This is a genomic window from Streptomyces sp. NBC_00285, from assembly GCF_036174265.1.
GTDB lineage: Bacteria > Actinomycetota > Actinomycetes > Streptomycetales > Streptomycetaceae > Streptomyces.
Genome location: NZ_CP108055.1, coordinates 3,601,779 through 3,613,877 on the forward strand (window position 1 = coordinate 3,601,779; position 12,099 = coordinate 3,613,877).

General features: G+C 66.8%; 11 protein-coding genes. 3 read left to right on the plus strand and 8 right to left on the minus strand.

Annotation, left to right across the window (positions count from 1 at the left end; genetic code table 11):
• Window positions 1-18: 18 nt before the first annotated feature.
• Entirely contained in the window at window positions 19-1,260 is a 1,242-nt protein-coding gene (locus OHT57_RS16675) for a helix-turn-helix transcriptional regulator (RefSeq protein ID WP_328747196.1), read from the plus strand.
• Window positions 1,261-1,327: 67 nt separating this feature from the next.
• Here OHT57_RS16675 and cutA read toward each other — a convergent pair whose 3' ends face one another.
• Window positions 1,328-1,654 carry a divalent-cation tolerance protein CutA gene (cutA, locus tag OHT57_RS16680; RefSeq protein WP_328747198.1) on the minus strand — a complete coding sequence of 109 codons (327 nt, stop codon included), beginning with the start codon at window positions 1,652-1,654 and terminating at the stop codon, window positions 1,328-1,330.
• 280 nt (window positions 1,655-1,934) lie between these two features.
• Between cutA and OHT57_RS16685 the strand changes: the two genes are divergently transcribed.
• Complete coding sequence (locus OHT57_RS16685) at window positions 1,935-2,462, plus strand: hypothetical protein (RefSeq protein ID WP_328747199.1); 528 nt, start codon at window positions 1,935-1,937, stop codon at window positions 2,460-2,462.
• Between the two features lie 165 nt (window positions 2,463-2,627).
• On the opposite strand, the gene OHT57_RS16690 is transcribed toward OHT57_RS16685, so the two are convergent.
• Window positions 2,628-3,056 carry an ester cyclase gene (locus OHT57_RS16690; RefSeq protein ID WP_328747200.1) on the minus strand — a complete coding sequence of 143 codons (429 nt, stop codon included), beginning with the start codon at window positions 3,054-3,056 and terminating at the stop codon, window positions 2,628-2,630.
• 267 nt (window positions 3,057-3,323) lie between these two features.
• On the opposite strand from OHT57_RS16690, the gene OHT57_RS16695 reads away from it, so the two are divergent.
• Complete coding sequence (locus OHT57_RS16695) at window positions 3,324-5,666, plus strand: tetratricopeptide repeat-containing protein (protein WP_328747201.1); 2,343 nt, start codon at window positions 3,324-3,326, stop codon at window positions 5,664-5,666.
• 157 nt (window positions 5,667-5,823) lie between these two features.
• Here OHT57_RS16695 and OHT57_RS16700 read toward each other — a convergent pair whose 3' ends face one another.
• From OHT57_RS16700 to OHT57_RS16725, 6 genes are all read right to left on the minus strand, one after another.
• Window positions 5,824-6,156, minus strand: coding sequence for a hypothetical protein (locus OHT57_RS16700; RefSeq protein WP_328747202.1), 333 nt, complete (start codon window positions 6,154-6,156; stop codon window positions 5,824-5,826).
• A gap of 77 nt (window positions 6,157-6,233) precedes the next feature.
• Window positions 6,234-6,524: a hypothetical protein gene (locus OHT57_RS16705; RefSeq protein WP_328747203.1), complete on the minus strand. Its 291-nt coding sequence runs from the start codon at window positions 6,522-6,524 to the stop codon at window positions 6,234-6,236.
• The gene (locus OHT57_RS16710; protein ID WP_328747204.1) at window positions 6,524-7,573 is read right to left on the minus strand and encodes a major capsid protein; all 1,050 of its coding nucleotides are present in this window, start codon (window positions 7,571-7,573) and stop codon (window positions 6,524-6,526) included. The genes OHT57_RS16705 and OHT57_RS16710 overlap by 1 nt, the downstream gene beginning before the upstream one ends.
• A gap of 13 nt (window positions 7,574-7,586) precedes the next feature.
• Window positions 7,587-8,003 carry a head decoration protein gene (locus tag OHT57_RS16715; RefSeq protein ID WP_328747205.1) on the minus strand — a complete coding sequence of 139 codons (417 nt, stop codon included), beginning with the start codon at window positions 8,001-8,003 and terminating at the stop codon, window positions 7,587-7,589.
• A 109-nt stretch (window positions 8,004-8,112) separates the two neighbouring features.
• Complete coding sequence (locus OHT57_RS16720; protein WP_328747206.1) at window positions 8,113-8,820, minus strand: hypothetical protein; 708 nt, start codon at window positions 8,818-8,820, stop codon at window positions 8,113-8,115.
• Between the two features lie 670 nt (window positions 8,821-9,490).
• Window positions 9,491-11,203: a hypothetical protein gene (locus OHT57_RS16725; RefSeq protein WP_328747207.1), complete on the minus strand. Its 1,713-nt coding sequence runs from the start codon at window positions 11,201-11,203 to the stop codon at window positions 9,491-9,493.
• Between the last annotated feature and the right edge of the window lie 896 nt (window positions 11,204-12,099).

Consider the following 12,099-nt stretch of genomic DNA (forward strand, 5'->3'; position numbering starts at 1 on the left):
ACAACAGAGGTCACACTCATGACAGATCCGTTCGCCGAACTGTTGCTCCGGCTCCGGAAGGACGCGGGCCGGACGCAAGAGCAGCAGGCAGACGCGATCAACGCTGTCTCCGGCCGGGCAACCCTGACCCGCCGGGAGATCGGCCGCTACGAGAAGTTTGAGAACGTCCCTACGAACCACACACTCGCCCACATCGCAGTGGCTTCCGGCGTCCCCTTCGAAGAACTACTGCGGGAGGCCAAGGCCGCCCGCGCCCGACGGAGGAGAGGGAACGTCCGTGAAGAGGAGGACCAGGACGACGTGAAGCGCCGCACGCTGCTGGGCAGCGCCTCCATCGGCGTAAGCGCGGCTGCCGAGCCTTGGGGGCGGCTCGCCTTCGCTCTCAGCAAGGGCTCCCGCATCGACACACCCGCCGCGGTCGCACTCATCAACCGAGCTGCCGACCTGCACGTTCAGGAACTCAATCTCAGCGCCCGCCGCCTGCAAAGCACGGTTGAGTCGCACCTAGACGCGATCACGGCAGCCCTGCCTCACGCCGGCGAGCACGAACGGGCTCTCACCATCGCAGCCGGAGAAACCGCCGCCCTTGCCGGATGGGTGGCCTGGGACCTGGGCGAGCACAACAAGGCCGGCTCCTACTACGACGTCACGACCGAGTGCGCGGCGAAGGCCGGGCACCCTCCCCTCAGAGCCTTGGCCCTCACCTACGCAAGCTACGGGGCTCCGACACCGAAGAGGAAGCTAGAACTCTTGTCCCAGGCCTCCCGGGATGTGCGCGGCCACGGCAACGCCACGGCCGCGGCCTGGGTCCTGGGAAGGCACGCGGAGGAAGCTGCCGCGGTCGGCGACGAGACAGGGGCGCTGCGTGCGCTTGACCAAGCACACTTCGCCTACGACTTCGCGGATCACACCAGCGAACAGGCGTGGGTCCGCTTCGTGACGCCGTACCGAATGGATTCGTTGGCCCTTTCCGTGTACGGGCAGTTGAGGAGATCCGAACTCACCGCCACGGCCGACACCGCGGTCGACCGCCTCGGGGACGAACTACCGGACGGCGGCGTCGTCGTCCTCGGTGATCTCGCCTCGGCCCTGCTGCGCGGAGGCGACGTCGACCAAGGCGTCTACGTATCCCGCCAGTTCACGGCCGCGTCACAGGCCAAGCCCAACACGATGGGCAAGGAACGCGCCGCGAAGATCGCCGCATGGCTGCCCGACAGTGAGCGGGAACTCGCCCATCACTTGCGGCAGTTCGCATCCTGAACCGATGCCCTCGTTCGGTCCACGGGCAGACTCAGAACACGACCGCCGTCGCACGGCACGTCGCTCGTCAGTCTTGCGTTGTCTCCTCAACAACCCACGACAGATACGCCTCCGACCCACCGGTCACAGGCAGCGTGATCCACTGGGGAACGTCGTACGGGTGCTTCTCGGAGAGCCATGCCTCCAGTTGCGGGAGAAGGTCCGTCGTCGTCATGTACGAGATACGCCACTCCCGCGCCGTCTCGACCGCGTTCTTCCACCAGTAGACGGCGGTGATCGGCCCGTCGATGTGAACGCCGGCTGCCAACTTGCTCTCAACCGCACCCCGCGCCAGGGCCCTTGCCTGGTCCCCGTCGTCGATGGTCGTCTGTGCGATCACAATCTCGTTGGCCATGCGACTACCTCTCCAGCTCGATGTAGCACGACCCTACCCAGCCGCTTCTGGTGCTTGCCCGCCCCTTCCGAGGCGCCGGGCGTGGAGGCCAACCACCTTGAGCAGAGCCTGGGCTGAATGATCCCGCTCACTCCAGATCGATACCCAGTTCCGTGTCCGGGCGGCAGAAGCCGCAGGCCGCTCCGGCGCTCGGCTTGTTCCTTGGCGTCGCGGGGTCCATCTCCGTGTTGGCTCTGACCGACCGTGGACACCTCGTGGCAGGTCAGGGATGGTGGGCGGCATGGTCGCCGTCCTGCTGCCCCTGGTCACGCTTGTCCTCGGCTTCGTCGCGAGTTTCCTGCTTGAGCTATTCCGTAACCGCTGGACGGCCCGGAACGTGCAGGACGTTCGCGACGCTGAACGTCAACAAGTCGCCCGCCTGGAGCGAGTGGCGTTTGAACGTGACGGGCTCCGCGCTGTCCACACGGCCATTCACGACCTTCTGAGCAGGGTGAACGCGATCGCCATACACCTGGCAAAGGCCGAAGCGGTGGGTCTGGACTGGCGCGAGAGCGATGACGGGCAGGAGTTGAAGGCAGCGGCTATGCACGCGACCGTGAGGTGCAGTCATGAGTCCGCTCTGCTGCTGCATCCTGCGGTGATCGAGGCGGTGGAACGTCTGATAACTGCCGCCTACCCGATGTACTGGACTCGCGCGTCTGGAAGCGATCCGAGTCATCGCCGTGAGTTCTTCGAAGCCGACCAAGCCGCGACGAGGGCCATCGCGGCTCGGCTTCGCGAGCTCTACGGCGTCGCGACGGGCGGTTGATCGGCGGTCTTCGAAGCTGTCCCATGGCCAACTGCAACGCTCAGAGTGGCCACCTGAGGCGCGCGCAGGCACGCAAGGGTACTGGGGCTGGTTGGCCATTGAGTGCTTCAGATGGCCACGATGATGCTCTGCTGTTGCAGGACCTGACGGGGCGCTGGCCGGCGCTCAGTGCAGCCGAGGCTTCAGCGCGCCGAGCTGTAGCAGCATCGCCAAGTCGTCACGTACCGCCCAGCGTTCGGAAATCCGTCCATCGACCAGTCGATAGGCGAAGGCGACGTCTCTCCGGTAGATCCCGCTCGGCACATCGAAGCCTCGGAACGTTCCTCCAGGCCACTCGTGCTCCCGCACGCCGAACTGGACGACCATGTCGCCCTCCGCGACGATGTGCGACTCCACCCAACGGGCCGGATGCTGGTCACGGCGGGCCCGCAGCAGGAACTGCCGCGTGCCCTCGATCCCGGTCGGCATACCGGGTGCCAGTGCATGGTTGACCATGTCGGGCGTGCACAGTGCATCCAGCCGACCAAGATCGCCGCCACCGTTGCCCAGCTCGTCCAACTCGCGAACGACCGCCTTGTTGCGCTCCGTATCCACCCTGCCGAGTGTTCAGCAGTCTCCCGTCGAGCACAACGCGACCGCCCCGGTGGCACGCTCAGGAGTTGTGGCCAACCGTGATGCGCAGAATGGCCAAGTGGGGCGCTCAGTCACAGCCGCGATAGTTGGCCATTCGCAGAGCTACTTGGCCACGAGGCTCACTTCGTCCGCAGAAGAGCGATCTTCAGAGGTGACGGGTTGGTGGTGGAGGACGACGGGATCTGTGCCTCTCCCCCGAGGTGTGTCTTGGGCCTTAATGTCGAGGCTATGGCTCTGCTTGACATGGTGGGCGCTGTAGTTGGGGTTGCAGCACTCGGCTTAGGCGGGTGGCAGTTGCGTGTCGCGATCCTGGATCGACGCGATGCTCACAATGGCCGGGCCGGTGATGATCGCCGGACGGTGACGGGAGGGGACGGGGCGCTTCCGGTCTCCGTGCCGTTCGGCCGTCTCCCGGTGGATGTTCTGGGCCGGGATGCCCTGCTGGCCGAGCTGAACACTTCGTTGGGCGGCCCCTGGAGGAGGCGGCGTCCGAGAGTCTGGGTACTGGCCGGGTCGGGCGGCATGGGAAAATCGACGGTCGCGCTGCGGCTGGCTGCCGAGGCTCGTGGCCGGGGCTGGCCGGTGTGGTGGGTGAACGCGGCGGATCCGCTGTCCCTACGCGGTGGAGTCCTGGAGATCCTACGGCTGGTGGGTGCGCCCGATGCCGTCGCGCGGGCAGTGCGGGACGGATCGCCGACCGCAGCCGACCGGTTCTGGACGTTCCTCGACGGCGCGGTCAAGCGGGCCGTGCTGATCTTCGACAACGCCGACCAGCCGACCGGGCTGGCGGCCGACGGTGTCTCACTGCCCGGGGAGGGCACTGGGTGGGTTCGGCCCAGCCGGGGCGTGCACATCGTGGTCACCACGCGCACCAACGATCCCCGCACGTGGGGCTCCTGGGCCCGGATGCGCGTGCTGACGGCTCTCGACGATCTCTCCGCGGCGGATGTCCTGCGCCGCCTGGCGCCCCGGGTGGATGATCCCACCGGCGAGGAGGCCGCGGCGCTGGCCAAGCGACTCGGGGCGCTCCCACTCGCGTTGCACCTGGCCGGGACCTATCTGGCGTCTCCCTTCGCACGATGGCGCAGCTTCGACGCCTATCAGCAAGCACTGAACAGCACCGCGATGTCGGAGGTGATCGCCGACCTCGACTCCCTTCGTACGAACTCACGGGCAGCCGTGTCCCAGACCTGGGAGCTCTCGCTCGACGCGCTCGCGGCTCAGGGGTTCGGGCAGGCACGGCGTGTGCTGTACCTGCTGTCCTGCCTCGCTCCCGCCACACCGATTCCGGGAGACCTCCTGCGGCCGGAGGCCGACACAGACGCCCGCGAGTTCTCCTCAACCCTGCGCGGCCTGGCCGACGTCGGGCTGATCGATGTCGCGGACACGCCGGCGGTGAGGGTCAGCGACGTCGTCGTACATCCCGTCGTTGCCGACATCTGCCGAGCCCGCATTCTCACCGGCCGGACAGGGGGTGAATCTGAGGTCATGACGGACTCCGTACGGCTGCTTGCGGCGGCCGGCGGGGAGCTCGACGGCGAGCGCCCCGGCGACTGGGCTTCCTGGGAGCGGCTACTTCCACACGTGTCCGCCGGTGTGTCGTGGATGGCCCCGCATCTGGACGACGACAGCCTTGTCATGCTGTTGACGGTCAGCCGGGCGGGATTCAGCGCGTTATGGGGGATCGGACGACAAGGATCCCGCGACGGCGAGGGACTGGCCCGAGCCAACCTGGCGGCGGCCGATCGACTCGGCGACGACCACCCCGACCATCTCGCGGCCCGCAACGACCTGGGGATCTCGCTGAGCGCCACAGGCTCACCCCACGCAGCAGAGGAGATCTTCCGGACCGTTCTGGCCGGCCGGCGCAGGGTGCTGGGTGAGGACCACCTCGATACCCTGCGCACGCGCGACGCACTGATCGGCGCGATTCTTGAGCAGGGCCGCTTCGGTGAGACCGAGCCGCTGTACCGCAAGCTGATCTCCGACATGACGCGCGTCCTGGGCGCCGACCACCGAGAAACCCTGACGACCTCCGTGGACCTGGCGTGGTCCATCGGCATGCAGGGACGTCCGGGCGAGGCCGCGGAGATCTGCCGACGGACCCTCGACCTCGCCCGCCGATTCCTGGGCGACGAGAATCCAAGAACCCTGGACGCCTGGGACGACCTGAACCGATGGACCAACGAGCGGGGTGATCACGCCACCGCCGAGCACATGTCCCGCGAACTCCTGGACATTGAGCTACGGGTGATGGGACCCGATCACCAACTGACGCTGACCACTCGCGCCAACCTGGCCCGGGCCATCGCCAACCAAGAACGACTCGACGAAGCCGAACACCTGCTGCGCGAAGGACTGGCAGACATGGAACGCGTGCTCGGCGAAGACCACTACCGATCGATCACGACTCGCCGTTACCTCGCCGACACCTTGGCCGCCCAGGGACGCACTGCGGAGGCCACGCAACTCTATGCGCAGGTTCTCCAGCTCCAACAGCGTCGGCTAGGGCATGAGCATCCGGAGACGCTCGCCACTCGCCAACTCGTGGCAGAGACGACGGACAGGTGACGATCACGATGGACGCCGAGCATGAGCCCACCCGCACCTTCCGCGACGGCGTCGAGACTGCGTTGGCCACATATCTCTGAGCAGAATGGCCAACCGCCCTTGAACACGGACGGACGACCCGCAAGTCCTCCTGCACTTGTCGCTGCTGCGTGGTCACCTACCGAAAGCGACGCGCGGGGGTGAGCCACGCGACCATCATCACTGGCTCCGCCGCTTCGCCTTCGTCGTTCGGTTCATCCGGGGCCACGGTTTGACGGACCTGCTCGATCTGCCGCTCGATGCCCCGTAGGTTCTCCTGCAAGTCCATGGTCACCACGCCGTCAACAGTGACCTTCAGCGGATCGGCCAGCAGTCGGGCACGCCGCTCCGCCAGCACCTCAAGGGCGACCGCGCGCGCAGACCGCAGCCGGAAGAAGCGGCGTTCCAGGTCGGCCGGGTCTGTGTCCGGGCCGACCTGCGCGAGCAGCCACGACCGCTGGAACTCATCCACAGGCGCACATCCTCAGGGTGAGGCGCGGTGCGGAGCCGTACGGGGGTGATCCGGCTCCGCACCGGGCAGTGAGCGTATTACCCGGACGCCGAACGGGACCGACGTACGGGCGTCTTCTTACCCGTCCCACTGGCCGGTCCGGGATCCTCCTCCGAGCCGCCGACTCCCTCAACTGATCCCGGATAAGCATCAGTTGGCGGCTCGGGCTCGCTGTCGTCCGGAGACAGTGGCGCGTCCCAGGCGTCGGGGTTCGTAACGAGCACGGCGATCTCCGGCTCCGGGCTGTCGCCCGGCAGCAGGATCAACTCCTCATACGTCGTCGGGTCCTTGACGTAGACAGCGGCCTTCAGCCGCCCATGATCACGCATCACAGGACCTTCGCCACGATGTGCGCGTCCGGGGTGTGCATGACCGGCATGCCGACCGCGGCACCCTTGGTCCAGATCTGCACCGGGTCGTCCTGCACCCCACGGGTGATGATCAGGCCCGGCGCATCCTCCCGAACGATCTCCGGGTTCGAACCGCGCGACAGCACCAGAGCCTCGGCCGTCACCCCGTACAGGGTCTGCGCCCACTTCTCTCGCTCCGGCGGCACCAGGATCCACAGGTCCTCGGGCAGCACCTTGCGGGGCTTGCCGTCCACCCGCACCTGCGCCTTGTAGAACTGGATCGGTGGCAGCGAGTAGTTGCCGCGCACCACGTTGATCTGCTGCGGCGTCAGCGTCGCCGTCGGTGTCGCCGACGGGCTCACCGACCCGTAATACGCAGCCCGGTAGGCGTTGTTGGCCGCCAGGAACGAGAACGCCTTCCGGCTGGTGACCACCATCTCCGGTTCCGGAGCGCCGATGTCGTCGAGGTGCTGGATCCACCGCAGTTCGTCCGCGATCGGGTCGGAGGCCGGGTCCGACCATGGACGGGCGGCGACCGGCATGTTTTCGGCGGGGACGTTCCAGTCGACCTCCAGCGTCAGCCCGTTCTCCTGCACCAGCTCGAACTTGCCGTCCACGAGGACATCGCCGGCGGCCAGCTCCAGCCGGGAGCGGATGGCCTCCACATGCCGTTCCACGTCGTCGTAGAGCAGGTCGATCAGCCGGTCCTGATCCGAACCGTGGGAGGCCTCCAGCAGGATCTGCTCCTGCTCGGACACCACGAGCTTCTGCCCCAGCGCGGGCAGCGCGCCCTCGCGGGAGGTCTGCCACGCCTCACGGGTCGCGAACGGCACGGACGCGTTGAACGCCCGGTACTTCGCCGCATTCACGTACCGGCCGGAGTCCCGCGTACGCCACTTCACCTCCCGCATCTCCACGGTCGGGAAGATCGTCTGGGTGAGCAGGAAGTCCTTCGGGGACGGGATCGCGCGAGCGAACGCCGTCAGGTCCATCGCTGAGACGTCCTTGAGCAGGTCCTGAATCGTCACGACAGGCCCCCGCTCACACGAAGCGGATCTGCGCGGCCCGCGGGTGCCACGCCAGCTGGGACACGTCGATACCGCCCGGGACCTTCGACGCCTTCACCGCGCCGTGCCACAGCAGCGCGGCCGGCACTCGGGTCTGCCCTGGTGCGAACGGCGCCTCCGCGATTACGAACCCGCGCAGGATCTGACGGCCGCACTGTGCGTCCGGGTCGTACGGGCCATACAGGCCGGACTCCGCGACTCGGCCGACCGGCACGCCCGAGAGGACCCGGCCGTAGGGGTCGCAGCCGTCGCCGCACACGTAGTGGGTGCCCTCACAGAACAGGGTCAGGTCGAGGGTGATCGTGTCGACGGAGTCGGTGCCGTGCAGGGACGCCAGCCACTCGCGGTTGGCGGTCGTGTACTCGGACTTCGAAACGGGCTGGATGGACATGTGCGTGTCTCCATGGACGTTGCGGTCAGATTCCGCACACCGCCCACCAAGGCGATGTCGTCCACGAAGTCGAAGGGGGCGTGGTCCCCAAGTGATCTGCGCCCGGGCGTTAGCGGGCTGCGGTGTCGCTGAACTCGGCTATGAGGCCCCGGCGCTTGGCCATTTCCAGCCCGGCCGCGCCCGGCTTCGATACCGGCGTCGTACGGGTCGGGCCGCGCCCTGCCGGTGCACCCGCGGGAGCCGCCGACACCGAGATACGGACCTCGCCGAACAGTTCGGGGCGGCGCGCGCGCAGGGCTTCGGCCGCCGACTGGATCTGCGCCTCGTCCGCGTCCTCATCGTCCACGGCCAGCAGGCGCTCCGCGTCCACCAGGTCATCGCCCTCCGCGCCGAGCGCCACCAGGGTGCCCCGGCGAAGGGCCGCCCGCTCCCGCTCTGCGGCCAGTTCCTCACGGCGCGCGGCCTGCAACTCCCGTTCCTGGGCTGCCTGTTCACGGCGCTCGACTTCCGACAGTGCGGCCTGTTCGGCCTCCCGCTGCTCGGTCACGAACTCGGTAAGCGCCTTCGGAGAGTCGAACCCGAGGGCGGCCAACAGCCGCTTGACCGCAGCCCGCTCCCCCTGCGCCTTCTCTCGGGTGAGCATCTTGCCCAACCGGTCCTGGGTGACGGTGACTTGCTGCTCCTGGCCGGACTCGGCCGCGTCGTCGAGCTGATCGTTGCTCTCGTCCTCCGACGAGGCACCGAGAACCGGATAGATCGGCCGACCGTTGTCACGGAAACCGACAGGACGGTGGCGGGGCGGCAGGGGCCGAACCATACATCTCCTCCAGAGCGCGCCCCCGCGCTGACGATCAGTGTAGCCAGCCTGTCGGCGCCAGAGAGAGAACGATCCGTCAAGCACGATTCCCGAACAGACCCCCCGCAGGCTGCTCTACGCGTAATCTGACCACGTGCCACCGCACGCTCGCCTTCCACCTCACCTGTTCCCGGACACGGGTCCGGGAGGATCAAGTGGAGGCAGCCGATGCGACGGCACTTACGGGAACTGGTCGACACACTCGGACGGCGCGAGCTCGCCCTGATCGCCATTGGATCGCTCATCTCAGCGGTGATCACCAAGGCGGTAGACGTGCTGTTGTAGCTGACGACCGCGACGCCGCTAGCATCGCGGTCGCCAGCCGCTGGTGGACCGTTCCCCAGTGACGCCCTGTCCGCGGAGCGGGGCCCCACTGCGAACTGAGCGCGGCCGAATCACAGCCTGGACAACATGGTCGGGCCGCTGATAGTCGGCCCCGTCTCGGCCAGTTACGTGAAGACACGACTGGCTCTTAAGACTTACCGGGTACCCGGTTGGAAGGATAGGCGATGTGCGGGCTAGCCCGCAGAGCTTAAGCGTCACGGTTGCCCTAATCCTTTAACGACGACGACGTCCGTTAAAGGATTAGGGCAACCGCTGATGCCCCGGACCTGGCCGATTAGCAGGCAGCTCAAGCCACCATAAACCCGGACGAACTCTTCTCTTCCTGCTGGTCATCCTCTGTATCCGTGTCACGCCTACCCTGGGCCGCGGTCTCAGCGATCCGCATCGCGGCCTCCTGCTCCGCCTTCGCCCTGATCCGTGCGACCTCCTGCGAAGCGTCCTCGATCGGATACCCCGCCTCCACCAGCATCGCCACCGCGGTCTCCAACGACAGCACCCCCGCCCCGAACGCCGAGACGACTTCCTCCAGCACCGCGGCCCGGTCCGTCGGCGTGTGCGGCGCCCACGCCAACCGCGTCGGCAACGACTCCCCCGCCGTCCAGCCCTCCGCCCGCCCCGCCTGATACAGGCGCTGCACCATCTTGAACAGCAGCCGGTACTTGTGCTCACGGGCCAGCCGCATCATCCCGATCAGAGCGTCCAACGGCCCCAACGCCAACTTCAGCGCATACCCGGACGGAACCTCGGTCGCGTCCAGCGTCCCCAAACCGGCTGCCGTCACGCGGGAGTTCGACGCGATCCGCTCCAGCAGGTGATCCACCCTCGCCCGCAGTTCGGCCAATTGCGGCGAGGTGTCCAGCGCGTCCATGCGCCCGGTCTCGCCGAGCTGCCACACCGCCCCGGCCTTCACCTCAAGCTCCTTCGGCTGGCCCGTCGCCCGGTCCACCGGCAACCGTGCACCCGCCAGCCCGATGATCGGCGTACCTGTCGTCGCGGACGCCGCCGAGCTGTCCGAGTCCGTCGCCGCCAGCTCGTCCAGTGCCTGCAACACTCGCGCGAGCACCGAACGCCCCCAGTGCTCCCCGCCGTCCGGGATCGTGTTCGCGAAGTGCACCACCGGAACGAAGTCGATCATCAGGTCCAGCCGATTCAGTTCCGTACCGTCCGGCCGCACCCGGTACGCCGCCTTGCCCATCGGCAGCCGATCGAGCGTCTCGCCGTTCTTCAGGTCCTCCAGCACCCACTCCGCGTCCGTGAGATAACACGTCACGTTGGAACTCCAGCCCGGCTCCCACGGATACTCCCTCGCCCCACCTCCGTCGGACTCCTCTACGTCCTCGGCGATTGGGCCCAGTTCGTAGGTGACTCGGCGCACCCGGGCCTTCAATCCGGCCTCGTCGTCCGCCGGCAGCTCCCACGCCAGATGTACACGGCTGGGGAAGTCGTCGTCTTCGTCGTCCCATTGCGGGAAGAAAAACCCCGGATCGTAGACCCGCAACGTCGGCCGCCGCTTCTGCGGGTTCCACGCCAACACCATCACCGAGTCCCCAAGGAGGACCGCCGCCCGCTCCGCCTGTTGCACCCGGAACGTCAGTAGTTCCTTGTCCGCCCACGTCCGCAACCGCTCCTGCACCGCAGCCGCCTCTGCCGCGCCAGGGGTCGGCGTCTCGTCGTCGGCGTGCTCCGCGCCCTCGACCACGACCTTCTGCTCCGAACCCAGGAGGTAACCGAGTGCGGTGTCCACGAGGTTGGCCGCGTCGCCGAGCTCCCGGCGCTCCAACGCGCCTACGTCGCCACCGGCCGCAGCGAGCTGCCCAGCCTGGTTGTTGTCGTACGACGCAAGCACTTTGTAGGCGGCCAGCCGCCGCAACTCGTGCGGCGGCACCCACGTTCTGGCCAGCTCCGGGAACGCGCCGTTCCCCGGACGGCCGGCACTAGCCATAACTGGCTTGTAATTCAGCCAAGACCAGGTATCGATCATGAATTGGCGCAGGCCCACGGGCTCCTCCGGACGTCGGCCCCGCGCCATCGATCAGCCTATAGTCCGCTCTGCCATCGGCCTACGCTCACCCTGCCCGCTTGGAATCACCAGCACACATCTCGTGTGAATCGTGGCCGTCTAGAGGAGGGTGCTGGAGCTCAATGTCTCCGATAGCGATGCCTCGCCCGACGCGACTGGAGACTGCGTACTGGACCGCTGCACCGGAAAGTAGCCCGGCTCAACGCTTCGCTGACACGTAGGACACTCCGTCACTGTCAACGGATCCACCCGCACAGGCCCGAAGTTGATTTGCCGCGCTTCCCACTCTCGTCGCTCCTTCTCAACGCAGAATCCTTCAAGAGCTCGATGCATCGTACGAAGTAGCACTCGGCGTTCGCGGCACCTCTGCTCCTCCAAGCCAACTCGCCACCACATCAGCTCCGAAGGGTCGATTCCCGTCCCGCAGCTCTTGTTGACCAGCGCGACAACACGTCGCAGGTCGATTCTGATCGGCCTCTCCTGATGACATCCGTTTCTGAATGCCTCAAGAATATGATCGACTGTTGGAGGCTTATAGGAAGTGTAGTCGACTCCATTCATCGTATCCGAGTACATATCAATCACGTACCCCAGAAGCCAGCTCTCCTCTTGAGTGGGATAAATCCGAGCGCCAGCATGCTTGTCGGTTTCCCTGAAGCGCAGCATCTCAACGTCGGGCATCTGCTCCGCCGCTCTGCGAATGTTCTGAACATCACTTTTTGTGTGATGCCCGTACCCATAAACCCTAACGGCGAGTGACCGCCAGGTCATCCACACAGGGTAGGGCTCAGAAGTCCTCGCGGCCTTGAGAGTCTTCCTGATGCGGTCGCGTACTGGCGAAATCCTTGTAGTCATGGACGCAGATGCTAGCCGCA

What these genes read in the sequence shown, in the direction of transcription:
- OHT57_RS16675 (WP_328747196.1), top strand. Translation starts at nt 19, where the DNA reads ATGACAGATCCGTTCGCCGAACTGTTGCTCCGGCTCCGGAAGGACGCG.
- cutA (WP_328747198.1), bottom strand. Translation starts at nt 1,654, where the DNA reads ATGGCCAACGAGATTGTGATCGCACAGACGACCATCGACGACGGGGAC.
- OHT57_RS16685 (WP_328747199.1), top strand. Translation starts at nt 1,935, where the DNA reads ATGGTCGCCGTCCTGCTGCCCCTGGTCACGCTTGTCCTCGGCTTCGTC.
- OHT57_RS16695 (WP_328747201.1), top strand. Translation starts at nt 3,324, where the DNA reads ATGGCTCTGCTTGACATGGTGGGCGCTGTAGTTGGGGTTGCAGCACTC.
- OHT57_RS16705 (WP_328747203.1), bottom strand. Translation starts at nt 6,524, where the DNA reads ATGCGTGATCATGGGCGGCTGAAGGCCGCTGTCTACGTCAAGGACCCG.
- OHT57_RS16715 (WP_328747205.1), bottom strand. Translation starts at nt 8,003, where the DNA reads ATGTCCATCCAGCCCGTTTCGAAGTCCGAGTACACGACCGCCAACCGC.
- OHT57_RS16720 (WP_328747206.1), bottom strand. Translation starts at nt 8,820, where the DNA reads ATGGTTCGGCCCCTGCCGCCCCGCCACCGTCCTGTCGGTTTCCGTGAC.